Source organism: Streptomyces sp. OR43 (assembly GCF_008042275.1).
GTDB lineage: Bacteria > Actinomycetota > Actinomycetes > Streptomycetales > Streptomycetaceae > Streptomyces.
Map to the genome: position 1 here is coordinate 52644 of NZ_RDBK01000043.1, position 23976 is coordinate 76619.

At 70.5% G+C, this 23976-nt stretch carries 20 protein-coding genes; 11 read left to right on the forward strand and 9 right to left on the reverse strand.

From position 1 onward, the window contains the following. Positions 1–92 precede the first annotated feature (92 nt). Positions 93–2285, reverse strand: coding sequence for a SpoIIE family protein phosphatase (locus EAO72_RS18595; protein WP_148018460.1), 2193 nt, complete (start codon positions 2283–2285; stop codon positions 93–95). A gap of 225 nt (positions 2286–2510) precedes the next feature. Between EAO72_RS18595 and EAO72_RS18600 the strand changes: the two genes are divergently transcribed. Then, complete coding sequence (locus tag EAO72_RS18600; protein ID WP_148018461.1) at positions 2511–3584, forward strand: enoyl-CoA hydratase/isomerase family protein; 1074 nt, start codon at positions 2511–2513, stop codon at positions 3582–3584. A gap of 103 nt (positions 3585–3687) precedes the next feature. Here the strand turns inward: EAO72_RS18600 and EAO72_RS18605 are convergent, their stop codons facing one another. The 6 genes from EAO72_RS18605 to EAO72_RS18630 all read right to left on the reverse strand — a co-directional run bounded on the left by EAO72_RS18605 (position 3688) and on the right by EAO72_RS18630 (position 11067). Then, positions 3688–5217 carry a rhamnulokinase gene (locus tag EAO72_RS18605; protein ID WP_148018462.1) on the reverse strand — a complete coding sequence of 510 codons (1530 nt, stop codon included), beginning with the start codon at positions 5215–5217 and terminating at the stop codon, positions 3688–3690. A gap of 16 nt (positions 5218–5233) precedes the next feature. Continuing rightward, the gene (locus EAO72_RS18610; protein ID WP_148018463.1) at positions 5234–7279 is read right to left on the reverse strand and encodes a bifunctional aldolase/short-chain dehydrogenase; all 2046 of its coding nucleotides are present in this window, start codon (positions 7277–7279) and stop codon (positions 5234–5236) included. A 63-nt stretch (positions 7280–7342) separates the two neighbouring features. Further along, a complete protein-coding gene (gene rhaI / locus EAO72_RS18615; protein WP_148018464.1) occupies positions 7343–8509 on the reverse strand; it encodes an L-rhamnose isomerase in 1167 nt (388 codons plus the stop codon). Positions 8510–8808: 299 nt separating this feature from the next. Next, positions 8809–9036 (reverse strand): hypothetical protein, encoded by a 228-nt coding sequence (locus EAO72_RS18620; RefSeq protein WP_148018465.1) that lies wholly within the window; start codon positions 9034–9036, stop codon positions 8809–8811. A 43-nt stretch (positions 9037–9079) separates the two neighbouring features. Beyond that, positions 9080–9637, reverse strand: coding sequence for a hypothetical protein (locus tag EAO72_RS18625; protein ID WP_261991572.1), 558 nt, complete (start codon positions 9635–9637; stop codon positions 9080–9082). Positions 9638–9696: 59 nt separating this feature from the next. Continuing rightward, positions 9697–11067, reverse strand: a complete 1371-nt coding sequence (locus tag EAO72_RS18630; protein WP_148021892.1) for an FAD-binding oxidoreductase — start codon at positions 11065–11067, stop codon at positions 9697–9699. 173 nt (positions 11068–11240) lie between these two features. Between EAO72_RS18630 and EAO72_RS18635 the strand changes: the two genes are divergently transcribed. Next, positions 11241–12104: a pentapeptide repeat-containing protein gene (locus EAO72_RS18635; RefSeq protein ID WP_148018466.1), complete on the forward strand. Its 864-nt coding sequence runs from the start codon at positions 11241–11243 to the stop codon at positions 12102–12104. Positions 12105–12119: 15 nt separating this feature from the next. Here EAO72_RS18635 and EAO72_RS18640 read toward each other — a convergent pair whose 3' ends face one another. Beyond that, a complete protein-coding gene (locus EAO72_RS18640) occupies positions 12120–12644 on the reverse strand; it encodes an SRPBCC family protein (RefSeq protein WP_148018467.1) in 525 nt (174 codons plus the stop codon). 224 nt (positions 12645–12868) lie between these two features. Here EAO72_RS18640 and EAO72_RS18645 point away from each other — a divergent pair, with 224 nt between their 5' ends. Then, positions 12869–14239 carry a radical SAM protein gene (locus tag EAO72_RS18645; RefSeq protein ID WP_148018468.1) on the forward strand — a complete coding sequence of 457 codons (1371 nt, stop codon included), beginning with the start codon at positions 12869–12871 and terminating at the stop codon, positions 14237–14239. Positions 14240–14566: 327 nt separating this feature from the next. Here the strand turns inward: EAO72_RS18645 and EAO72_RS18650 are convergent, their stop codons facing one another. After that, entirely contained in the window at positions 14567–15352 is a 786-nt protein-coding gene (locus EAO72_RS18650; RefSeq protein ID WP_261991783.1) for an NADPH-dependent F420 reductase, read from the reverse strand. A 71-nt stretch (positions 15353–15423) separates the two neighbouring features. Here EAO72_RS18650 and EAO72_RS18655 point away from each other — a divergent pair, with 71 nt between their 5' ends. The 8 genes from EAO72_RS18655 (at position 15424) to EAO72_RS18690 (ending at position 23976) form a co-directional block, all read left to right on the forward strand. Then, positions 15424–15975 carry a GH25 family lysozyme gene (locus tag EAO72_RS18655; protein ID WP_148018470.1) on the forward strand — a complete coding sequence of 184 codons (552 nt, stop codon included), beginning with the start codon at positions 15424–15426 and terminating at the stop codon, positions 15973–15975. 89 nt (positions 15976–16064) lie between these two features. After that, entirely contained in the window at positions 16065–16535 is a 471-nt protein-coding gene (locus EAO72_RS18660; RefSeq protein WP_410090435.1) for a MarR family winged helix-turn-helix transcriptional regulator, read from the forward strand. A gap of 35 nt (positions 16536–16570) precedes the next feature. Continuing rightward, the gene (locus EAO72_RS18665) at positions 16571–16840 is read left to right on the forward strand and encodes a hypothetical protein (RefSeq protein WP_148018472.1); all 270 of its coding nucleotides are present in this window, start codon (positions 16571–16573) and stop codon (positions 16838–16840) included. A 355-nt stretch (positions 16841–17195) separates the two neighbouring features. Further along, positions 17196–18329: a multiple monosaccharide ABC transporter substrate-binding protein gene (gene chvE, locus EAO72_RS18670; protein ID WP_148018473.1), complete on the forward strand. Its 1134-nt coding sequence runs from the start codon at positions 17196–17198 to the stop codon at positions 18327–18329. Then, positions 18326–19897, forward strand: coding sequence for a multiple monosaccharide ABC transporter ATP-binding protein (gene mmsA / locus EAO72_RS18675; RefSeq protein WP_148018474.1), 1572 nt, complete (start codon positions 18326–18328; stop codon positions 19895–19897). The genes chvE and mmsA overlap by 4 nt, the downstream gene beginning before the upstream one ends. 5 nt (positions 19898–19902) lie before the next feature. After that, positions 19903–21138, forward strand: a complete 1236-nt coding sequence (gene mmsB / locus EAO72_RS18680; RefSeq protein ID WP_148018475.1) for a multiple monosaccharide ABC transporter permease — start codon at positions 19903–19905, stop codon at positions 21136–21138. A 25-nt stretch (positions 21139–21163) separates the two neighbouring features. Then, positions 21164–22333: an aldose epimerase family protein gene (locus tag EAO72_RS18685; RefSeq protein ID WP_148018476.1), complete on the forward strand. Its 1170-nt coding sequence runs from the start codon at positions 21164–21166 to the stop codon at positions 22331–22333. Positions 22334–22443: 110 nt separating this feature from the next. Then, the gene (locus EAO72_RS18690) at positions 22444–23976 is read left to right on the forward strand and encodes a carboxylesterase/lipase family protein (RefSeq protein WP_148018477.1); all 1533 of its coding nucleotides are present in this window, start codon (positions 22444–22446) and stop codon (positions 23974–23976) included.

Below are 23976 nucleotides of genomic sequence, written 5' to 3' on the forward strand. Positions count from 1 at the left end.
TCCCCCCCCAACGCTGCGCCTTCGAGGTTGCGGCCTCCAGGCTGCCCCCCAAACCTCTGCCCTCCGTACGGTCCCCCGATATGTGGTTGCCGTCAGCTCTGCGCACCCAGGGAGCCGGGACGGTCCGAGCCGCCTTTGCCGAGGCGGTCCACGGGCCCCGTGGGCTCCCTGCGGACCGGTGCGGACACGGGTGGCGCGGCCGGCCCGATCTCGCACCAGACCGCCTTGCCCTCGCCACGGGGCTCGATGCCCCAGCGGGTGGCGACGGCGTCGAGGAGCAGCAGTCCCCGCCCCGAAGTCGCGGTCTCGCCGGGTGTGCGGCGCCGGGGCCAGGCACTGGAGCGGTCCTGTACCGACAGCCGGACGCGCCGTACCGGTTCGGGCAGCACCTCGAGGGTGAGGACGGCCCCGCCCTCCGTGTGCAGAAGCACATTCACCAGCAGTTCGCCGGTCACCAGCTCGGCGTCGTCCGCGAGTTCGGACATGTTCCAGTCGGTCAGGGCCTGACGCACGATCGTCCGGGCGTCGGAGAGCCCCTCCGGATCGGCCTGGTGGATGTACTGATGCAGCCGCGGTGCCCGTGGGGACCCCGGGTCGGGGCTGCGTCGCAGCACCAGCAGGGCGACGTCGTCGCCCGAGCCCCAGCGCTCCCACAGCCGGTCCGACAGATGGTCGGCCAGCGCTTCTGCGCCTGCCGGCCCGGCACTGACCTCGTTGATGAGCGTGCGCACCCCCGCATCGATGTCGGCGCCCGGCTCCTCCACGAGACCGTCGGTGTACAGGACCAGCGTCTCGCCCGGGACCAGGTCCAGCCGGGTCTCCGGAAACTCCTCGTCGCCGAAGTCGGTCGCGATGCCCAGCGGGACGCCGCCGCGCACCTGCGGGGTGCCGACCCGGCCGTCCGTGTGCCGGATCAGCGGGCCGAAGTGGCCGGCCCTTACCACCCGCACCGTTCCTGTCGCGAGGTCGACCTGGGCGTATGTGCAGGTGGCGAAGCGGTCCGTGTCCAGCTCGGCGAGGAACCGGGAGGCCCGGGCCAGCACCGTCGACGGCGGATGCCCCTCGGCGGCGTACGCACGCAGCGCGATGCGCAGCTGGCCCATGATCGCCGCCGCGTGTGTGTCGTGGCCCTGCACATCGCCGACCACGATGCCGAAGCGGTCCTTGGGCAGGGCGATCACGTCGTACCAGTCGCCGCCCACCTGACGGCCGCTCCACGCGGCGTGGTAGCGGACGGCGATCTCTCCGCCCTCGATGTCCTGGATGCGGCGGGGCAGCATCGCGGACTGGAGCCCGGTGGCGAACTCGCGTTCCTCGTCGAAGAGCGTGGCCCGTTGGAGGGACTGGGCGACGATCGCGGCGAGCCCCAGGCAGAGGTTGCGCTCGTCGGCGGTGAAGGCGGTGCGTTCGCGGTAGAAGAGCGCCAGCCCGCCGAGGGTCTTGGCCTGGGCGACGAGCGGCAGATAGGCCGCCGCCTGGAACTTGAGCTGTCCCACGAACGGCTCCAGCACCGGATAGCGCCGGGTGAGTGCGTCGAGCGAGCTCACGAAGCGTGGCCGCTCGCTCAGGACGGTGTCGGCCAGCGGAAACTTCGGGTCGAGCCGGCCGGAGCCCAGCTCGTCGACGACCTCCAGTGATTCGCCGCTCAGGGCGATGACGTTGAGCGTGGTGTTGTCCAGCAGGCCGAGGGCGAGCCCGTCGGCGCCGAGCCGTGCCAGCCCGCCCGGCCCGGTCAGCGCGGCGGTGACGTCGTCGACGGTCACCGCTCGCGACAATGCGCTGGTCGTTCGTTCAACTATGTCTGTCTGTCGCTGACGGCGCTTTTCCAGATCCAGTACGAAGGCCGAATGGGTGACTTCCGCGGTCGCGTCCCGCACCAGGCCGATCACCCGGTGCGCCATCCCGTCGGTGCCGCGCAGGATGCGCGCCTGGACATGGGTCCACTGATCGCCGCCGTCATCCAGCGGAACGCGGAAGTGCACGCTGTACGAGGTGCTCCCGCCCTTGACGGCCTCGTCGATCGCCACATCCAGACGGATCCGTTCAGCCGGGTCCAGGCGTTCCATCAGGGACTCGGGCCGGGCGTCGAAAACGGCCGGATCCAGGCCGAAGACCAGCAGACCGGCCTCGTCGATGTCCAGTGTCCGGGCGTCGAGGTCCCACTCGAAACTGCCGGTGCGGTTCATGGCAAGCCGCTCCACCGTCGCCGTCTCGCTGCTGTGGGTCTTCTCGACCAACAGGCGGGGCGGGACGGGGATGAACGGGGGCCGGTCGTGATCGGTCATTCGTGCTCCGAAGATCGTCCGGCGGGGCTGCCGTACGGCGTGACTCAATTGTCAGGCGGGTCAGGCACGGCTGCCACAGCGCGGAAGCGTCTGACGGCGCTCCGCGCGCGTCCCGGAGGCGGCCCACCCCTCCTGCCGAGCGCCCGGGGCCGCCGCGCACAATGGCAGCGGAAGATCGTCCGTGACCGGCGGACGTACGGCACTGGGGCTGACCGGAGCGCACGCATGAACCACGAGGATCCCGTCCTGCTGCACACCGAGGGACGCGTCCGCCACATCACGCTGAACCGGCCCCGGGCGCTGAACGCGCTGAACCACGCCATGGTGCTGCGCATGGGCGAGGCGCTGGACGCGGCGGAGCAGGACCCCTCGGTCATCGCGGTGCTGCTCACCGGCGCGGGTGAGCGCGGTCTGTGCGCGGGCGGAGACATCCGGTCCATCCGCGACGACGCCCTGGCCGGCGGCCGGACGTCCCTGGTTTTCTGGCGCGACGAGTACCGGCTCAACGCCCGCATCGCCCGGTTCCCCAAACCGTACGTCGCCCTCATGGACGGCATCGTCATGGGCGGCGGGGTCGGCGTCTCCGCCCACGGCTCACTCCGCATCGTCACGGAACGCTCCCGGATCGCCATGCCCGAGACCGGCATCGGATTCGTACCCGACGTCGGCGGCACCTACCTGCTCGGCGCGGCCCCCGGAGAGATCGGCCTGCACCTGGCGCTCACCGGCGACGCGGTCGGAGCGGCCGACGCGCTCCTGTGCGGCCTCGCCGATCACTTCGTACCGTCGGGAGACCTGCCCGCCCTGCTCACCGCACTCGACGCATGCGCCACGCCGGAAGCCGTGGTCGCCGCGGCCGAGCGGTACGCCGGCGACGCCCCGGCCGGCGAGCTGTCGGCCCACCGCGAGTGGATCGACGCGTGCTACGCGGCGGACACGGTCGAGGAGATCGTCGGACGTCTCGACGGATGCGGGGTGCCCGCCGCGAAGCAGGCCGCGGCGACGATCCTGGCCAAATCGCCCACGGCACTGAAGGTGACGCTCTCGGCCGTCCGGCGAGCGCGCCGTCTGGACAGCCTGGAAGAGGCCCTCGACCAGGAGTACCGCGTCTCGTCCACCGCCTTTACCGGGCCCGATCTCGTCGAGGGCGTGCGCGCCCAGATCATCGACAAGGACCGCAACCCCCGGTGGAGCCCGGCGGAGCTCGCCGGCGTCACCGACGAGCACGTGGCCCGCCACTTCGCGCCGCTGGGCAACGGTGAGCTCGGCCTCGGACCCGCGACAGGGACGACCGGCTGAGGCGGCCGGCCCTGCACGCGCGCCCACGGCGGTACGGCCGGCTGAGCCGGGCGGCACGCCCGCCGGACCTCATCGGTGCGGCGGGCGGACGTCACCGCCCGGGTCAGACCGCACCGACCTCCGCCCCGGCGTCCGCACGCCCGTGCCACGGGCCGAGCCGGGCCTCGGCGCGGTCCCAGTCGTGACGGTCACCCCGCGGCGCGTAATGCCGCAGCTCCTGGGTGCCGGCGACCAGCCGCCGCATTCCGGGGAGGTCGTCCACGAGACCGCGGGTGCGGGCCTGGACCAGGACGTTGCCGAGCGCCGTCGCTTCCGCGGGTCCCGCCGTCACCGGCAGTCCGCTCGCGTCGGCCGTCCACTGGCACAGCAGCTCGTTGCGGGAGCCGCCGCCCACCAGGTGGATCCGTACCGGATCGCGCCCCGCGAGCTCGGCGGCCCTGCGCAGGGTCCTGCGATGCGCGAGCGCCAGACTCTCCAGCACACAGCGCACGTAACCGCCGGGCGTCCGCGGCGGCGTCTGCCCGGTACGCAGCAGATACGCGTCGATCCGGGCAGGCATGTCGCCCGGTGCGAGGAACGACGCGTCGTCCGGGTCGATCACCGCGGCGAACGGCCGCGACCCGGCCGCGTCGGCCAGCAGACCGGCCAGACCGAGGGGCGCGCCCGCACGCTCCCACACCTTGCGGCACTCCTCGAGCAGCCACATGCCCATGATGTTGCGGAGGTAGCGGACCGTGCCGTCCACCCCGCGCTCATTGGTGAAGTTGGCCGCCCGGGACTCCTCGGAGAGCACCGGAGCGTCCAGTTCCAGTCCGGCCAGCGACCAGGTGCCGCACGAGATGTACGCGAAGTCCGCCTCCGTGGCCGGGACCGCCGCGACCGCCGACGCCGTGTCGTGCGAGGCGACCGTCGTCACCGGGGTGCCGCCGGGCAGCCCGGTGTACTCGGCGACGTGCGGCAGCAGCGTCCCCGCCGGAGTGCCCGGTTCACGCAGCGGAGGGAACAGCGCACGCTCCAGCCCCAGCCGCCCGATCAGCGCGTCGGACCAGTCGCCGCTCCGCGCGTCGAACAGGCCGGTCGTCGACGCGTTCGTGCTCTCCGCGCCGACCGATCCGGTCAGCCAGTGCACCAGCAGATCGGGCATCAGCAGCAGCGTCCGGGCGGCCCCCCACTGGGCGGTCGTCCGGTGGGCGAGCAGCTGGAAGACCGTGTTGAACGGCAGGTGCTGCAGTCCGCCGACCGCGTACAGCTCCCGCACACCGCAGCCGTCCGGCAGCCGCTCCGCAGCCCCGTTGTTGCGCGTGTCACGGTAGTGGAACGGCAGCCCCAGCAGCGCTCCGTCGCCATCCAGCAGCCCGTAGTCCACCGCCCAGGTGTCGACTCCGACGGAGGCGACAGGACCCGTGCGCCCGGCTGCCCGCAGCCCGTCCAGCATCCCCTGGTACAGGGCCAGTACGTCCCAGCGCAGACCGTCCGGCAGCCGCACCGGCGTGTTGGCGAACCGGTGCGCCTCGGCCAGTTCGAGCCTCCCGGGCCCGACCCGGCCGGTGATCACCCGGCCACTGGTCGCGCCGAGGTCCACAGCCGCGAAGACGGCTTCGCCGGCCGCGGCGTCGATGGGGTTCACAGCCATGGAGATCGTGTCCAGGTCATCGCAGGAAGGCGGCAGCCACACCGGCATCCACCGGAATGTGCAGCCCGGTGGTGTGCGTGAGGTCGCCGGCGGTCAGCGCGAACACGGCGTTGGCGACGTGCTCGGGCAGCACCTCGCGCTTGAGCAGGGTCCGCTGCGCGTAGAACTCGCCGAGCTTCTCCTCCTCGATGCCGTACGTCGCCGCGCGCTGGGCGCCCCAGCCCGCGGCGAAGATCCCCGAACCCCGCACCACACCGTCCGGGTTGATGCCGTTGACGCGGATCCCGTGCTCGCCGAGCTCGGCCGCCAGCAGCCGCACCTGATGGGCCTGGTCGGCCTTGGTGGCGGAGTACGCGATGTTGTTGGGGCCGGCGAACACGGCGTTCTTGGAAGCGATGTAGATGATGTCGCCGCCGAGCTTCTGCGCCTGCATGACCCGGGCGGCCTCGCGCGCGACGAGGAACGAGCCGCGCGCCATGATGTCGTGCTGCAGGTCCCAGTCGCGCGCCGTCGTCTCCAGCAGCGGCTTGGAGATGGAGATCCCCGCGTTGTTCACGACCAGGTCCACACCGCCGAAGGCCAGCACGGCGGCCCGGAACGCCTCCGCGATCTGCTCCTCGCTCGTGACGTCGACCGTGACGGCCACGGCCCGGTCCGGGCCGCCCAGGTCCTGCGCGACCGCGGCCGCGTTCTCGGCGTTCAGGTCCGCCACGACCACACAGGCGCCCTCGGCCACCAGCCGGTGCGCGATGGCGCGCCCGATCCCCGAACCGGCCCCGGTCACCAGCGCGACCCGGGTGGCCAGCGGCTTCGCCTTCGGCATCCGGCGCAGCTTGGCCTCCTCCAGCTCCCAGTACTCGATCCGGAATTTCTCGGACTCCTCGATCGGCGCGTAAGTGGAGACGGCCTCCGCGCCGCGCATCACGTTGATGGCGTTGAGGTAGAACTCCCCGGCGACGCGGGCGGTCTGCTTGTCCTTGCCGAACGAGAACATCCCGACGCCGGGCACCAGCACGATCGCGGGATCCGCGCCGCGCATGGCGGGGGAGCCGGGGACGGCGTGCCTCTCGTAGTACGCCCGGTACGCCTCGCGGTACTCCCCGTGCAGCGCCTTCAGCCGTTCCACCGCCTCGGCGACCGGAACGTCCGCGGGAAGGTCGAGCACCAGCGGGCTGACCTTCGTACGGAGGAAGTGGTCCGGGCACGAGGTGCCGAGGGCGGCGAGCCGCGGATGTTCGGCGCGGGACAGGAAGTCCAGCACCGGCGCGGCGTCCGTGAAGTGACCGACCTGGGGCCGGTCGGTGGACGCCAGGCCGCGGATCACCGGCGCGAGCGCCGCCGCCCGCTCCCGGCGCTCGTCCACGGGCAGGGCGTCCCGTCCGGGGAGCACGGCTCCGAACGGCTCGGGCCGGCCGCGCTCCTCGAGGAAGGTCTCGGCCGTACGGATCATCCACAGGGCATTGCGCTCGCACGCTTCCGACGTCTCGCCCCAGGCGGTGATCCCGTGACCGCCCAGGACGACGCCGACGGCCTGCGGGTTGGCCTCCTTCACGGCCGCGATGTCCAGCCCGAGCTGGAACCCCGGGCGGCGCCAGCCCACCCAGGCGACCTTGTCGCCGAAACACTCGGCGGTCAGTTTCTCCCCGTCGGCCGCGCAGGCCAGGGCGATCCCCGAGTCCGGGTGCAGATGGTCGACGTGCGCCGCTTCGACCAGTGCGTGCATGGCGGTGTCGATCGACGGCGCGGCGCCCCCCTTGCCGTGCAGGCAGTAGTCGAACGCGGCCACCATCTCGTCCTCGCGCTCCACGCCCGGGTACACCTCCTTGAGGGCGCGGACCCGGTCCAGGCGCAGCACGGCGAGCCCTTCCTCCTTCAGGGTGCCGAGATCGCCACCGGAGCCCTTGACCCAGAGGAGTTCGGTCTCGCCTCCGGTGACCGGGTCGGAGCCGGCCGCCTTCACCGAGGTGTTGCCGCCTGCGTAGTTGGTGTTGCGGGGGTCGGAGCCGATCCGGCGCGCGCGCTCCAGGAGCGCGGCGACTTCGGCGTGCGTCGGGGACGTCATGAGCATTCCTTCGGGACGGGAGGTGCGGGTCGACGGTCAGCGGCGTAGCGGTGCAGCAAGGGCTCAGGCGCCCCAGCCGGCCTGGGTGCCGCCCACCCGGGCGGTGGCGATGCGCTCCTGGTTGCCGGAGGCGAGGTAGGCGGCGAAGGGGTCCCCGGCCAGGCCCTGTTCCTCGCGGACCTCGGCCAGCAGCGGCCGTACGTCGGTGTTGTAGGCGTCCATCAGTACGGCGTTCGAGGCGAGCACGTCGCCCGACGTCTGTGCGGCGACGAGCGCGTCCATGTCGACGAGCAGGGCCTTGGCCGTCGCCTCCTGCACATTGGCGACCGACCGGATGACCGCGGGGATCTTCGCCTCGATGTTGTGGCACTGGTCGAGCATGAAATTGACGTTGGTCTCGGAGCGCAGACCACCGTTCTTCACGACCTCGTGCATGATCCGGAAGAGCTGGAACGGGTCGGCCGCCCCGACCATCAGGTCGTCGTCCGCGTAGAAGCGGGAGTTGAAGTCGAAGGCGCCGAGCCGTCCTTCTCGCAGGAGCAGGGCCACGATGAACTCGATGTTCGTGCCCGGGGCATGGTGGCCCGTGTCCACGACCACCTGCGCCTTCGGGCCGAGCTTGAGGCAGTGCGCGTACGCCGTGCCCCAGTCGGGTACGTCCGTCGTGTAGAAGGCGGGCTCGAAGAGCTTGTACTCCAGCAGCATCCGCTGGTCGTCGCCGAGCCGCTCGTAGACCTCGGCCAGCGCCTCGGCCAGCCGGTCCTGACGGGCAACGATGTCATCCTGCCCCGGGTAGTTCGTGCCGTCGGAGAACCACAGTTTGAGATCGGGGGACCCTGTCTCGTCCATGACGTCGACGCACTCCAGCAGATGCCCGGTCGCCTTGCGGCGCACCGCCGCGTCCGGGTGGGTGACCGAGCCCAGCTTGAAGTCGTCGTCCTGGAAGACGTTGGAGTTGATCGCGCCGATCCGCAGCCCGAGGCCCTCGGCGTGACGGGTCAGCGCGGCGTAGTCGGCCACCTTGTCCCACGGGATGTGCAGCGACACCTTCGGCGCGACGCCCGTGAACGCGTGGACCTGCGCCGCGTCCTCCATCTTCTCGAACGGGTCCCGCGGCACCCCCGGCTGCGCGAACACCTTGAACCGGGTCCCGGAATTGCCGTAACCCCACGACGGGGTCTCGATCACCTGGGACTTCAGGGCTGCCTTGACGGCCGACACATCAGACATGAACACCTCGTAAGCAGAGTCACCCGACGAGCGTGATCGCCGGAACGTGTGAATCGTTTCATCCGAACGTACGCTAGGTAGGACGCCGCTCACTAGTCAAGCGACCAGGCGGTCTTCGTCTGAGCTTGAACGGGGTTGAATCAATTCACCACGGATCGGGGCGACCCGGCCGAAGACGGGCCCGGCGGAACAGGGGCCCCGGCCGGCCAGGGGCCCCGCCCGAAAACGGGCCCGGCCCGCCCTGGTGATCAGGGCGGGCCGGCCGGTGGGGCGTGCGGCCGCGCCGTGAAAGCCTCAGGTCAGTGCCCGCTGCCCGACAAGCTGGGCTGGAGCGAGCGGACGAGGTCGAAGAACCGTGACTCGTTTCCCGAAAGACCGGCGCGGCGCAGCGCGCCGTCCGCCTCGGCGATCGGTGAGGCGAGCAACGGCATGTACAGCGGGGCGTCGTCCGGATCGGAGAGCGCCGCCCGTGTCGCTTCCAGTAAACGGACGTACGCCTGCGCCGCGGCGAGTTCGTCATTGCGCATCTCAGCATCTCCAGGTCAGAGGTGTCGGACCCACCAGCATCCCTCATGGGTCTGACAACGACCCTCGCCGAGCGCTGAGGCGGACCTGCCGCCGGGTGTCCGGCCACCGCGGCCTGTCCGGCCGAGCCGCACCCGTCGGTGGTTCGACCTCCAGGAACCGGCGGCTGCGCGGTCCGCGGTAGAGCAGGGCTATCCAACCCAACTCCCGCAGCACCGCGGCACACCGGGTCAGCTCGCTCTCCTCCTCGTGCGCCGCGCCGCTGCCCGCAGGGCCGAGCCACTCCACCCGTGCGGTGCCCGGTGACGGCCCCGCGGCCACCCGGTACCCCGTCGCCGTGCGCCGGCCCGAGGTGTCAACGGCCGACGCGGCCAGCCCTGCTGCCTCCAGGGCCAGAGCAACAGCCCGTACCGTCCGGTGCAGTTCCCAGGCAGCCGGAACCGTCTCCGGGGAGGCGGTTGCGGTGTTCGTCAGGCGCCGGATCTGGAGCATCCCGGCGAACGCCGTCCGCACCGAGGCGGCTCGTCGGTCGGCCGGGCCCGGAGGCAAAGGGCCCTCGCCGGTGGCCGGTTCGAAACCGGTCTCTTCCTCGCCGGCGCTCATCCGGATTCCCTTCGCCGTGTGCTGCGGAGCCAGTGTGCGCCGGCCCACTGACAACCGGGTCAGACGCTCCCGAGCACCTTGCCCGGGTTGAGGATGCCGTGCGGATCGAGTGCTGCCTTGACCGCGTGGTGCATGCCGAGCACGGCCGGGCCCAGTTCCTTGTTCATGCCGCGCATCTTCAGCAGCCCCACCCCGTGTTCACCGGTCACCGTGCCGCCGAGCGCGATCGCATCGTCCAGGATGTCCTCGAAGGCGTTCTGGGCGCGCCCCCGCGCGGCCTCGTCCCCGGGCGGCGTGATGATCAGCGGATGGAGGTTGCCGTCACCCGCGTGTGCGATGTTGGCGATGAGAACGTCGTGCCGGGCGGCCGTCCGTTCGATTCTGGCCAGCATCTCCGGCACGGCGGTCCGGGGCACGCAGACGTCCTCGGTCAGCACCGGACCGAGCCGCTCCAGTGCCGGATAGGCCAGCCGCCTGGCCTGGAACAGGGCGTCCGCCTCCTGCTGGTCCGTGGAGACCGCGGCCCAGGTCGCCCCGGCGCGTTCGAAGCAGTCGCGGACCAGTTCGGCCTCGGCGTCACCCTCGGCGCCGGGCGTGTCGACACGGCCGAGCAGCACCACGTCGGCGTCCGCGGACAGGCCCATCTTCTTCCACGCGTCGACCGCGGCCAGGCAGTGGCGGTCGACGAGTTCGAGCGCGGAGGGGATGACGCCGGACGCGGTCACGGCACTCACGGCCTCACCCGCGGCGACGACGGACGAGAAGTACCCGGCCACCGTCCGTTCCTGGAGCCTCGCGGGCCGCAGACGCACCGTGATCTCCGTGATCACCCCGAGCGTGCCCTCCGACCCCACCATCAGCCCGGCCAGGTCGTATCCCGCCACACCCTTCGCGGTCCGGCGGCCCAGCGAGACGACTTCGCCGAGTCCGTTGACGACCTCGAGTCCCAGCACGTAGTCGCGCGTCACGCCGTACTTGACGCAGCACATGCCACCGGCGTTGGTCGCGACGTTCCCGCCGATGGTGGACCAGGGGGAACTCGCCGGATCCGGCGGGTACCACAGCCCGTGCTCCGCGCTCGCCGCGCGCAGATCGTCGTTGACCACACCGGGCTGGACGACGGCCAGTCGCTCCGCACGGTCGATGGCGACGATGCGGTTCATGTCCTCGAAGGACAGGACGATCGCGCCGTCGACGGCGTTCGCGCCCCCGGACAGACCGGTACCCGCGCCGCGCGGGACCAGTGGGATGCGGTGGGTGACACAGTGGCGCACCACGTCCCGCACCTCTTCGGTGCTCTGCGGACGTACCACGGCCAGGGGAGTTCCGTACGGTGCCCACTCGGCCTCGTCGTGCTGGTACCGGGTCAGACCCGCGGGATCGGTCAGGACCCGCCGGGCCGGAATGCTGTCGACCGGTGCGTTCGCCACGGTGGTGGCCACCTCCCAAAAGATGTATTGGCCATCATTATGGTCGCGGTGCCTCCGGACGGTGCGGGCGGCCCCGGGGCCGCAGCCCGTCGCGGGCCCCTCGTGGTGGGGTTGGCAGCGGAACTCGGTAGGCTCGGCCGCTCACGAACCGCGCACCGAAGGACTCACGTACCGTGCCCGAGAACGACAGCGCCCCCGGCACCGATGGGGCGGACGGCAACGACGGCGGTGACCGTGCCGCGCTGCGCGCCGACTGCGGCAACTGCTTCGGGCTGTGCTGCGTCGCGCTGACCCTCACCCGCTCCGCGGACTTCGCCGTCAACAAGGACGCGGGCCAACCCTGCCGCAACCTTCAGGAGGACTTCCGCTGCGGCATCCATACCCGCCTGCGGACCGAGGGCTTCGCCGGCTGCACGGTGTACGACTGCTTCGGCGCGGGCCAGAAGGTGTCGGGCGAGACCTTCGGCGGGCGGGACTGGCGCACGGCTCCGGAGAGCGCCCAGCAGATGTTCCAGGTCTTCCCGGTCGTACGGCAGCTCCACGAACTCCTCTGGTATCTCACGGAGGCGGTGTCCCTCGCGCCGGCCCGCTCCCTGCGCGCAGAGGTCCGGCGCAGCCTGGACGAGACCGAACGCCTCACCCGCCTCGACGCGAACGCCCTCGCGGAGCTGGACGTGGCCACGCACCGTGGCGGTGTCGCCGCCCTGCTCGCCCGCACCAGCGAACTCGTGCGCGCCACCGCCCCCCGGAAGAAGAAGCGCAGCCACCGGGGCGCCGACCTGATCGCCGCCCGCCTGGGAGGGGCGGATCTGCGGGGTGCCGATCTGCGCGGCGCCTACCTCATCGCCGCGGACCTCGCCGGCGCCGACCTGCGGCTGGCCGATCTGATCGGCGCGGACTTCCGGGACGCCGACCTGTCCGGCGCCGACCTGACCGGGGCGCTCTTCCTCACCCAGTCCCAGCTCAACGCGGCCAAGGGGAACGGTGCCACCAGGCTGCCCTCCTCGCTCAGCCGCCCCACCCACTGGAACAAGTGACGGCACGCCGGCTCGTCACACCTGAGGAGCCTCGTCGGCCGACGAGGTCTCCAGTGCCGCCTTGAGACGCTGGAGCGTGGTGCTGATGTTGCGGCGCTGGAACTCGGCGAACGTGTGCCCCCGGGTGGCTGCCCGGTCGAAGGCGTTGGCCACGAAGTCCGGCCAGGCGCGGCGGTCGTCCGTCCAGATCTCGGTGACCCGGGTGCCGCCGTCCACGGCCTCGAAGCGGTACTCCCAGGTGGCGATCGCCCCCGGCAGCCGGGGCCGCTTCGCACCGATGGCATGGACGCGGAAGGCGAACCGTTCGCCCGGGTCGGCCGCCGTCACCGTGCACCTGGTCGTCCAGCGCAAGGCCCCGCGCTTGTTCCGGCCCTCGAAGACCATCCCGACGTACGCGCCCCGACGCTGTCCGAGCACCGTCGCGCCCCGGTTCTCCGGACTCCAGCGCCCCATCTCCGTGGGGTCGCTCAAGTGGTCGTACACGAGCGAGGGTTCGGCGAGAACCACGATGCTGTCCGACACGGACATGGTGCGGGGCATGAGCACTTCCGTTCCGCGGCCGACTGCGGCAACCCCGGGGCGTCGGAACGGCCGCACGGCCGACGGGCTCCCGGGCCCCACACCCTACTCACCGGTCACATAGGGGCGGGCGCCGGGTTCAGGCCGTTTCGGCGGCCGGAAGCGCGAACGCTTCGCGTCCCTGGTTCGTTGGACAGGACGGCGTACGCGCGACACCCTCCACGACCGGACCCAGGAGCCCGCACATGACCGGCCGAACCGACCCCGGCAGTACCGACACGAGCCGCACCCGCCTGATCGAGCGGCTGATGGAGCAGTTCCCGCACGTGCCGCGGGAGGCCGTCATCAAGGAGGACCTGCTGCGCGGCGGTGTGGCCTTCGACGAGTCCGCGCTCAGTGACAACGAGGGCGGTGACGTCAAGCCGAAGTCGTACTTCATCTTCTCGTTCGACCACGGCACCCTGCCCGAGCTCGGCGCGGCGGCGCTGCGCCGTCCGCCCGAGGAGATCGTGCTCACCGGCGGCCCGTACGAACTGCGGCGCACGGTGGTCTCCGTGCGCGTCAATCCGGCGTCTCCGTACCGCGTGGCGTCCGACGCCGACGGAGTGCTCGGGCTGTACCTCGACGGCCGGCGGATCTCCGACGTGGGCCTGCCTCCCATGCCGGACTACTACCGTCACACCCTCGGCAACGGCAAGTCGGTCATGGAGGTCGCGCCGACCATCCAATGGGGCTACCTGGTCTACCTGACGGTCTTCCGCGTCTGTCAGTACTTCGGCGCGAAGGAGGAGTGCCAGTACTGCGACATCAACCACAACTGGCGTCAGCACAAGGCGGCGGGCCGCCCCTACACCGGGGTGAAGCCCGTCGAGGAGGTCCTGGAGGCACTGGCCATCATCGACCGGTACGACACGGCGAAGACCTCGACCGCCTACACCCTCACCGGCGGCGCCATCACGTCCCACATCGGCGGACGGGACGAGGCCGACTTCTACGGCCAGTACGCCAAGGCCATCGAGGAACGGTTCCCCGGCCGCTGGATCGGCAAGGTCGTCGCCCAGGCTCTGCCCAAGGCAGACGTCCAGCGCTTCCATGACTACGGCGTGCAGATCTACCACCCCAACTACGAGGTGTGGGACCGCAGGCTGTTCGAGCTCTACTGCCCCGGCAAGGAGCGCTACGTCGGACGCGACGAGTGGCACCGCCGCATCCTGGACTCCGCCGATGTCTTCGGTGCGCGCAACGTCATCCCCAACTTCGTCGCGGGCGTGGAGATGGCCGAGCCGTTCGGCTTCACCACGGTGAAGGAGGCGATCGACTCCACGACCGAGGGCCTGCGGTTCTTCATGTCGCACGGCATCACCCCGCGCTTCACCACCTGGTGCCCCGAACCGACGACACCGCTCGGCAAAACGAACCCGGACGGCGCGCCGCTGGAGTACCACATCCGGTTGCTGGAGGCCTATCGCTCGACGATGGAGGAGTACGGACTCAGCTCACCTCCCGGCTACGGGCCGCCCGGTCCCGGACGCGCGGTGTTCTCCGTCAGCTCCTTCATGGACAGCCTGCCGGCCCGGCAGGAAGACGACCGGACCGGGGCCGGCGCGAGCTCCTAGAGGACGCTTCCGCCTCTGCTTCCGGCGTGGTGTCCGATGACGTCGGAGGCAGAGGCGGAACCCCGACGATGCCCACACACCACAGGGGCCCCGGAGGGCCGAGCGTCCGGGCAGGGCGACAGCATGCCGAGGCGGCCGTAGCCTCCGGCTCGGGCATCTCCTCGGCGTTGTCGTCGCCGGTCCCCGGCGGGGGCTCGATCCGTCCGGGCGTGTGCTGACGACCCACCAGTCCGCCCATTCCCCCGGGCGGGTGCGTGGCGCGTACTCACCCCCGCCGGGGTTGGGCCGCGCGTCCCGTACCCCCGGCGCACACCGGCCGGACGGACCTCAGGCCCGCCACTCGGCGGTCCGCTCGGCCGACGCCGAGGCCAGGGCCTTCTCGATCGCTGCGACATCACCCCGGTCGCCGTACACCGGCGTCCCCGGCTGCTGGCGCCACGACTCGTCGATCCCGCCCGCGTCCACCGTGTCGAAGCCCAGTTCGTCGATCAGGTCACGGACGGTCCGCTTCGCCGCGGCGTCGTCTCCGGCCACCGGCAGCGCCTGGCGGCCCGCACTGCCGCTGGGACGGCCGTTGGCGAGGATGTCCTGTGCGTAGGTCCCGTTGAAGGCCTTGATGACGGGATGGCCGATCTGCTCCTCCGTCCACCGGCTCTCCGGCAGGCCGTCCTCGATCGCCGCGATCCGCCCGTCGCGCTCGCGCGGGTAGTAGTTCCCCGTGTCGATGACCGCGACGCCCTCAGCGGCTCCGTCGAGGAAACCCGAAGGCAGGGCCGGGACGGCCTTGAGCGGAACGGTGACGACCACGACCTGGGCGCCCTTCGCCGCCTCGGCGGCGGTGACGGCGGTGGCCCCGGTCTCCGCGACCAGCGCGCTGAGCGTTTCCGGGCCGCGCGAGTTGGCGACGGACACGTCGTGGCCGAGGGCGGTGAGGCGCCGGGTGAGGTTGCCGCCGATATTCCCTGCGCCGATGATGCCGATCTTCATGGATCCGACCTTCCGCTGGTGCGTGCGTGCGTGACGTGAAACGGGTCTCGCCGGTTCACCAACCGCTGTCGGGCCGGAGCTATTCCACGCGCCGTCGCACTGATTCTCCCGGCTGGTCGGACGGATGGGAGCCGCATGGTGCGGGCACGTATCAGGGAAGGAAGTGGAATGACCGGACCCTGCGTGAGGCGGTACCCATGCTGCACGGTGTTGACGTCAGTGCCTATCAGCCGTCCTTCGAAACGGACGGGCTGGACTTTGTCTTCATCAAGGCCACCGAGGGCCGTTCGTACATAAATCCGCGTCTGGCGGCCCAGGCCGAGCGAGCCCGGGACGCGGAATGCGTGGTCGGGTTCTACCACTTCCTGTGGCCGGGGAATATCACGGCCCAGGCGGAATACTTCCTGAGCAAGGCACCGGAAAAGGCGGGCGAGCTGCTGGCCGTGGACTGGGAGCAGAACGGCGAGGGCACCCACGCGAGCAACGCGGAGAAGGACCGCTTCATCCGCGAGGTCAAACGGCGGCGTCCGCACCACAAGGTCCTGCTCTACTGCAACCGCTACTTCTGGCTGAATCACGACACGACGTCGTACGCCGGGGACGGTCTCTGGATCGCCGACTACGTCACCGCCGGAAAGCCGCGTATCAAGGCGTCCTGGCGCATCCACCAGTACACCGACGAGCCGCTCGACAAGGACGTTGCCGCCTTCTCCTCCCGGGCGGCCATGCGCACCTGGGCGCGGGGGTAGCGACAGAACGGGGGAGAGGGCGTCGCGATCGCCGCGTCAGACACCTCGTAGGTGCATACCCAAGATGGGTATGCACCTACGATATGCGGGTGAACGAGAACGAGACGCCGCCCAGTCTCCTGGGACTCACGACCTACCTCATGTCTTGGACGGGCAAGACCGCGCGGAGCCGCCTCGCCGAGCGGCTGGCGGACCGCGGTCTGCGGCTGAGGCACATGGCCGTGCTGGCCGCGCTGGTTGATCTCGGACCTCATGTGCAACGGGAACTGGCGGTGCGGCTGGCGATCGACCGCAGCGACATCGTGAAGATCATCGATGAGCTGGACGCGGCCGGGCTGGTGGAACGGGCGCGCGACATGACCGACCGGCGGCGCGTGACCGTCACCGTCAGCCCGGCCGGCCGTGCGCTGTACGACCGCCTTCAGGCCGACGCGACGGCCGTGCAGGACGACGTTCTGGCGCCGTTGAACGCGCGCGAACGCGCCCGGCTGGCGGCCCTGTTGTCGCGTGTCCACGGGCATCTCCAGAGCGGCACCGGGACACCTCGGCCAAGTCGCTGACCCATTCCGCGCCCCGGGTGCGGCAGACTTCCTCGGTGACCACTGCCGCGGCTCAGCCGCCTCGTGACCGTGCACTCGGGCGCGGAATCGCCACTCTCATTCCGCAGGCCGCGACCGCGACGCCGGCCGAGCAGGCGGCCGCCGTGCTCACGGCCATGCAGAGCGTTCCGGTACGGGTGGGCGTACTCCAGGCCGCCGTCGTGCTGCTGGAGGAACGGGTGCGCGCCACGGACGACGAGGCGGAGCGCGCCGCGGCGGCGACCACCGTGGCGATGCTCCGCAGCGCCATCGGCCAGGCCTGCTGACTGCCGCTGCCCCCGTGCCGAGCCGCCTCGTGTGCGGAACGTGGAGGTCCTGGCCGCGCGGCCGAAACCGCCTGCTCCTGGTGGGAGTTGTGGCGACGGCGCTTGCGTGACCCATTGACAGTCTCCCCGCTCCCTCACTACCGTCACGCCAACATTTCGAACGCGTGACGAGATTTCGAACGACGGTCAGCTCAACTGTCCTGCGCCGACTGCCTTGCACCCCGGGGCATGCCCCGGGCGGCGGGATTTCGAGTACCTCGTCGTCGCGTGCGCCGAACCACGTCCGAAATACCGAACCATCGATGAGGGTGAAGCGACCCGCCCAGCCGCTCCCCTCGCACCCGGAGGACCGACCATGCGCACCTCACGTACCGCGTCCGCCCCGCGCGTCGCCCGGACCGCAACGGTCCTCACCGCCCTGGCCCTTTCCCTGACGCTCGCCGCCTGCGGACAGAGCAGCGAGGGCGGCAGCAAGGACAAGAAGTCGGGCGGCAAGGGCTCGACCATCGGAATCGCGATGCCGACCAAGTCCTCGGAACGCTGGATAGCCGACGGCAGGAACATGGCCGCCGAGTTCAAGAAGCTCGGCTACAAGACCGATCTGCAGTACGGCGAGGACGACGTCGACCAGCAGGTCTCCCAGGTCGAGAACATGATCACCAAGGGCGTGGACGTCCTCGTGGTCGCCGCCATCGACGGCCGTGCCCTCAGCGATGTGCTGCACCAGGCCGGGGAGCAGGGCATCAGGGTCATCTCGTACGACCGGCTCATCCTCGGCAGCCCCGACGTCGACTACTACGCCTCCTTCGACAACGAGAAGGTCGGCGAGCTCCAGGCCGGCTACATCCTGGACAAGCTCGGGCTGAAGTCCGGTACCGAGAAGGGGCCGTTCAACATCGAACTGTTCGCCGGATCCCCCGACGACAACAACACGCGCTACTTCTTCCAGGGCGCCTGGAAGGCGCTCAAGCCGTACATCGACAAGAAGCAGCTCGTCGTCCGCAGCAAGCAGACGAAACTGGACCAGATCACCACGCTCCGCTGGGACGGCGGAACCGCCCAGAAGCGCATGGACGACCTCCTCACCAGTGCCTACTCCTCCGACCGGGTCGACGCGGTGCTCTCCCCGTACGACGGCATCTCGATCGGCATCATCTCGGCGCTGAAGTCGGACGGATACGGCACCGGCTCCAAGCCCTACCCCGTCGTCACCGGCCAGGACGCCGAGGTGGCCTCGGTGAAGTCGATCATCGCCGGGCAGCAGACACAGACCGTCTACAAGGACACCCGGGCCCTCGCCAAGCAGGCCGTCCAGATGGCCGACGCCGTACTGAACGACAAGAAGCCCGAGGTCAACGACACCACGACGTACGACAACGAGAAGAAGGTCGTCCCGTCGTTCCTGCTCGACCCGGTGAGCGTCGACAAGACCAACTACAGCGCCGAACTGGTCGATTCCGGCTACATCAAGGAGAGCGACCTCCGATGAAGACCCCGACGGCCGGCCCCCCGGCCGCCGCCGTACCCGTCCTGGAGATGCGGTCCATCGTCAAGACGTTCCCCGGTGTCAAAGCGCTCTCCGACGTCTCCCTGACCGTCGCCCAGGGCGAGGTCCACGCCATCTGCGGGGAGAACGGCGCCGGGAAGTCGACCCTGATGAAGGTCCTCAGCGGAGTCCACCCGCACGGCAGCTACGACGGCGAGATCCGGTTCAGGGGCGAGAGCTGCGCCTTCAAGGACATCCGGGCCAGCGAGGCGCGCGGCATCGTGATCATCCACCAGGAACTCGCCCTGGTGCCGTACCTCTCCATCGCCGAGAACATCTTCCTCGGCAACGAACACGCCACACGCGGCTTCATCAGCTGGAACGAGACCCTGCGCCACGCGGCCGTCCTGCTCGACCGGGTCGGCCTGCGCGAGCACCCGCAGACCAGGGTCGCGGACATCGGCGTCGGCAAGCAGCAACTCGTCGAGATCGCCAAAGCGCTCTCCAAGAAGGTCGAACTGCTGATCCTCGACGAGCCGACCGCCGCCCTCAACGACGAGGACAGCGCCAAACTCCTCACGCTCATCAAGGAGCTGAAGGGCCAGGGCATCTCGTCGATCATCATCTCGCACAAGCTCGGAGAGATCACCGAGGTCGCCGACTCCGTCACCGTCCTGCGCGACGGCCGGACGGTGGAAACCCTCGACGTGCGCTCAGGATCCACCACCGAGGACCGCATCATCCGCGGCATGGTCGGCCGTGACCTCGACCACCGCTTCCCCGAACGCACCCCGTACGAAGGCGACCCCGGAGCACACCCCGCGCTGGAGGTCCGCGACTGGACCGTCCACCACCCGATCGACCAGCACCGCAAAGTGGTCGACCACGTCTCCGTCCTGGCCCGCCGCGGCGAGATCGTCGGCATCGCCGGGCTCATGGGCGCCGGCCGCACCGAACTCGCCATGAGCGTCTTCGGCCGCAGCTACGGCCGCAACATCAGCGGCACGGTCCTCAAGGACGGCAAGGAGATCCGTACCCGTACCGTCTCCGAAGCGGTCCGCCACAAGATCGCGTACGTCACCGAGGACCGCAAGCAGTACGGCCTCAACCTCATCGACACCATCGGCCGCAACATCAGCCTCGGCGCCCTGGACAAGGTCTCGCGGCGCGGGATCGTCGACGAGCACGAGGAGACCCGCGTCGCCGAGTCGTACCGCACCTCCATGAACATCAAGACGCCCACGGTCTTCGAACAGGCGGGCCGCCTCTCCGGCGGCAACCAGCAGAAGGTCGTCCTGGGCAAATGGATCTTCGCGGGTCCCGACGTCCTCATCCTGGACGAACCGACCCGGGGGATCGATGTCGGCGCGAAGTACGAGATCTACTCCGTCATCGACCGGCTGGCCGCCCAGGGCAAGGCCGTGGTGCTCATCTCCTCCGAACTGCCCGAGCTCCTCGGCATGTGCGACCGCATCTACACCATGGCCGCCGGCCGGCTGACCGGCGAAGTCCCGCGCGCGCAGGCCACCCAGGAGGTCCTCATGCGCCATATGACCAGCGACAAGAGGTAGCAGGAATGCCCCAGGCCACCACCGACACCCCGCAGCGCACCGGCAAGGAATCCCCGGCCGCGCCCCCGGCGACCGGCACCCTCCTCCTGGACGCGGCCCGCCGCAACATGCGCCAGTACGGGATGCTCATCGCCCTCGGGCTGATCGTCGTCCTCTTCGAGATATGGACCGACGGAGTCCTGCTCAAGCCGAACAACGTCACCAACCTCGTCCTCCAGAACAGCTACATCCTGGTTCTCGCCATCGGCATGATGATCGTCATCATCGCCGGGCACATCGACCTGTCCGTCGGATCACTGGCCGCGTTCGTCTCCGCGGCCGCCGCGGTCATGATGGTCGAGCACGATGTTCCCTGGGTCCTGGCCCTCGTGCTCTCCCTGATCGTCGGAGCGGTCGCGGGCGCCTGGCAGGGCTTCTGGATCGCGTACGTCGGCATCCCGTCGTTCATCGTCACCCTGGCCGGAATGCTGCTGTTCCGCGGCGGCACACAGATCCTCCTGGGCAGCCGCTCGCTCGGCCCGTTCCCCGAGGGCTTCCAGAAGATCTCCACCGGCTACCTCCCCGAGATCGGTCCCGAGACCAACTACCACAACCTGACCCTCCTCATGGGCTGTGCGCTCCTGGCCTTCGCCCTCCTCCAGGAAGTCCGCGACCGGCGCCGTCAGCAGCGCTACGAACTGGACGTGCTGCCCCGCAACATCTTCCTCGCCAAGTGCGTGGCCCTGGCCGCGGCCGTACTCGCCTTCACCATGACCCTGGCCAGCTACCGCGGAGTCCCCGTAGTCCTCCTCCTGCTCGCCGTTCTCCTCATCGGCTTCGGCTACGTCATGCGCAACGCCATCGTCGGCCGTCATGTGTACGCGCTCGGCGGCAACCGCGCCGCCGCGAAGCTCTCCGGCGTCAAGGACCAGCGCGTCACGTTCCTCGTCTTCGTGAACATGGGCGTGCTCGCCGCGCTCGCCGGCATCGTCTACGCCGCACGCCTCAACGCCGGCGTACCCCAGGCGGGAACCAACTTCGAACTGGAGGCCATCGCCGCGGCCTTCATCGGCGGAGCCTCCATGAGCGGCGGCGTCGGCACGGTCTTCGGCGCCATCATCGGCGGACTCGTCCTCGGCGTCCTCAACAACGGCATGTCGCTCGTGGGGATCGGCACCGACTACCAGCAGGTCATCAAGGGGCTGGTGCTGCTCGCCGCCGTCGGCTTCGACGTCTACAACAAACGCAAGGTCGGCTCGTAACTCCCTCCCCGTCAAGGATTCACCCATGCCCAGCACCACCCGACGCACCGTGCTGACGGCCGCGGCCGCCGCAGGCATCACCGCTGCCGGCGCGGGCGCCGCCCACGCATCCGACGGCCGTCGCAGCCCATTCGGACAGGCCCCCGTGAAGGAGCTATTCGGCCGGCTCGCCGACGGCACGGCGGTCCACCGCTGGACCCTGAGCAACGGCGGGACAACGCTGAAGGCCCTTTCCTACGGCGGCATCATCCAGTCCCTGGAGACCGCCGACCGCCACGGCAGGACCACCGGTATCGCCCTCGGCTTCGACAACCTCGACGACTACGTCGCCAAGTCGCCCTACTTCGGCGGACTCATCGGCCGCTACGGAAACCGCATCGCCGACGGGCGGTTCACCCTGGACGGCGCCACCTACCAGCTCCCCGTCAACGACGGCCCCAACAGCCTGCACGGCGGTGACCGGGGCTTCGACAAGCGGATGTGGACCGTCGAGCCCTTCACCCGAGGCGCGGACACGGGGCTGGTCCTCACCCGGACCAGCCCGGACGGCGAGGCCGGATACCCCGGCAACCTGGCCGTCCGCGTCACCTACACCCTCACCCCGCGCGGCGCCTGGCGCATCGACTACGAGGCCACGACCGACCGGGCCACCGTCGTCAACCTCACCAGCCACACGTACTTCAACCTGGCGGGGGAGGGAAGCGGCACGATCGACGGGCATCAGCTGGAACTGGCCGCCACCCGCTACACCCCGGTGGGCTCCACGCTCATCCCGACCGGCGAACTCGCTCCCGTAGCCCGCACCCCCTTCGACTTCCGCCGTGCCAGAAGCATCGGCCCCCAGGCCCGCACCCCGCACGAGCAGACCGTGATCGCCCAGGGCATCGACCACAACTACGTACTGGACAAGGGGCTCACGTCCCGGCCCGAGTACGCGCTCACCGTCACCCACCCCGAATCCGGCCGGGTCATGAAGATGTACACCACCGAACCCGGCATGCAGCTCTACACCGGGAACTTCCTCGACGGCACCCTCACCGGCACCTCCGGCCGCCTCTACCGGCAGGGCGACGCCTTCTGCCTGGAGGCCCAGCACTTCCCCGACGCACCCAACCAGCCGTCCTTCCCCTCCACGGTGCTGCGCCCCGGCCGGACCTACCGTTCGACGACCCTGCACGCCTTCTCCACCCGTTGACGCACCCGTGTGCGGCGACGGGCAATCCGTTCGCACCGCAGTCGGCCGCTCTGCCATTCTGATCTTCCTGCCGTCCGGCCGGGCGGCGAGCGAAGGATGGCAGAGCAGCCTTGACCACTGTTTTCGACACGGTGAGCGGCCGAGTACGCGGTCGTGCCCCGGACCGGGGCATCGTCGCCGTACTCGGCGTTCCGTACGCCGAACCGCCTTTCGGCGCCGCCCGGTTCAGGGAACCCCGCCCACGGCACGCATGGGCGGGCGTCCGCGACTGCGTGGAGTACGGCGCGGTCTCGCCGCAGTCGGCGGAGCTGCCGGGCGCACCGCGCTGGTCGCCCGGTGACGAGGACATCCTCAGCCTCAACGTCTGGACCCCCGAGCGGGGGAGCGGGGCCGAGACGCGCCCCCTGCCGGTGCTGGTCTGGATCCATGGAGGGGCTTACACCTTCGGGTCGAGCGCCCAGCCGGACTTCGACGGCGCGGCGCTCGCCCGCGCCGGCCTCGTGGTGGTCACCCTCAACTACCGGGTCGGGTTCGAGGGCTTCGGCCACGTGCCGGCCGACGACGAGGACGGCTGCCCGCCGAACCGCGGACTGCTCGACCAGATCGCCGCACTGGAGTGGGTGCGCGACAACATCGCCTCCTTCGGCGGGGCGCCGGACCACGTCACCGTGGCCGGTCAGTCCGCCGGTGCGACATCGGTGGCCTGCCTGATGGCCATGGACGGGGCGCGGGGGCTGTTCCGGAGGGCGATCGCGCACAGTGCGGTGGGCCCGGTCTTCGCCCCGGAACTCGCCGAGCACGTCACGCGGAAGGTGGCCGCCGAGGCGGGGGTCCCCGCGACGCACACGGGCCTGGCGGCCGCGTCCCCGCACGCCCTGGTGAGGGCGTCCGACGCGGTGGCGGACGGATACCGGCAGGACCCGCACTCCGGACACATCTCCTGGGACCCCGTCATCTTCGGCCCGGTCGCCGACGGGCGTCTCCTGCGTGCCGACCCGCTGGGGGCCCTGGCGGACGGGGTGGCCTCCGGCGTGGATCTTCTCGTCTGCCACACCACCCAGGAGTACTGGCTGTTCGACGCCGTCGGCAGCAGCGCCGAGGTCACGACCATGACGGAACTGAGCCGCTTCGCCGAGGACTTCGGGATCCCGGACCCCGTGCTGGAGGGCTACCGCCGCATCATGCCCGAGGCGTCGGTGTACGAGACCTACCTCGCGGTGGCCGGGGACCTGATGTACGGCGAGTACAGCAACCGGCTCGCCGACGCGCACGTGCGGGGCGGTGGGCGCACCTTCCTGTCGCGCTTCGCCCGGCAGCGGGGTGGTGCCGGGCCGGGGGTGTACGCCTGGCACTGTGCGGACGTTCCCTTCGCCTTCGGGAACATCGCCGACGCGAGCGCCCATTTCCTGATCGGTGGTCCGCCCACGCCCGAGGACCACCGCCTCTCGGCCCGGATGGTCGCGGCCTGGGCGGCATTCGCGGCCGCCGGTGATCCGGGGTGGCAGCCGCTCGGCGACGCGTCGCGGGCCGCGATCAGGATCTGGGGAGCGGCGGACGCTGCCGTGGGGTCCGGCTCCTGGCGGGACGGCGAGGCTCTGCGTGAGCTGTGGAGCCCGTTCACCTACCGCCCGGCGCGGCCCTGA

What these genes read in the sequence shown, in the direction of transcription:
- EAO72_RS18595 (WP_148018460.1), bottom strand. Translation starts at nt 2,285, where the DNA reads ATGACCGATCACGACCGGCCCCCGTTCATCCCCGTCCCGCCCCGCCTG.
- EAO72_RS18600 (WP_148018461.1), top strand. Translation starts at nt 2,511, where the DNA reads ATGAACCACGAGGATCCCGTCCTGCTGCACACCGAGGGACGCGTCCGC.
- EAO72_RS18605 (WP_148018462.1), bottom strand. Translation starts at nt 5,217, where the DNA reads ATGGCTGTGAACCCCATCGACGCCGCGGCCGGCGAAGCCGTCTTCGCG.
- EAO72_RS18610 (WP_148018463.1), bottom strand. Translation starts at nt 7,279, where the DNA reads ATGACGTCCCCGACGCACGCCGAAGTCGCCGCGCTCCTGGAGCGCGCG.
- rhaI (WP_148018464.1), bottom strand. Translation starts at nt 8,509, where the DNA reads ATGTCTGATGTGTCGGCCGTCAAGGCAGCCCTGAAGTCCCAGGTGATC.
- EAO72_RS18620 (WP_148018465.1), bottom strand. Translation starts at nt 9,036, where the DNA reads ATGCGCAATGACGAACTCGCCGCGGCGCAGGCGTACGTCCGTTTACTG.
- EAO72_RS18625 (WP_261991572.1), bottom strand. Translation starts at nt 9,637, where the DNA reads ATGAGCGCCGGCGAGGAAGAGACCGGTTTCGAACCGGCCACCGGCGAG.
- EAO72_RS18640 (WP_148018467.1), bottom strand. Translation starts at nt 12,644, where the DNA reads ATGCCCCGCACCATGTCCGTGTCGGACAGCATCGTGGTTCTCGCCGAA.
- EAO72_RS18645 (WP_148018468.1), top strand. Translation starts at nt 12,869, where the DNA reads ATGACCGGCCGAACCGACCCCGGCAGTACCGACACGAGCCGCACCCGC.
- EAO72_RS18655 (WP_148018470.1), top strand. Translation starts at nt 15,424, where the DNA reads ATGCTGCACGGTGTTGACGTCAGTGCCTATCAGCCGTCCTTCGAAACG.
- chvE (WP_148018473.1), top strand. Translation starts at nt 17,196, where the DNA reads ATGCGCACCTCACGTACCGCGTCCGCCCCGCGCGTCGCCCGGACCGCA.
- mmsA (WP_148018474.1), top strand. Translation starts at nt 18,326, where the DNA reads ATGAAGACCCCGACGGCCGGCCCCCCGGCCGCCGCCGTACCCGTCCTG.
- mmsB (WP_148018475.1), top strand. Translation starts at nt 19,903, where the DNA reads ATGCCCCAGGCCACCACCGACACCCCGCAGCGCACCGGCAAGGAATCC.
- EAO72_RS18685 (WP_148018476.1), top strand. Translation starts at nt 21,164, where the DNA reads ATGCCCAGCACCACCCGACGCACCGTGCTGACGGCCGCGGCCGCCGCA.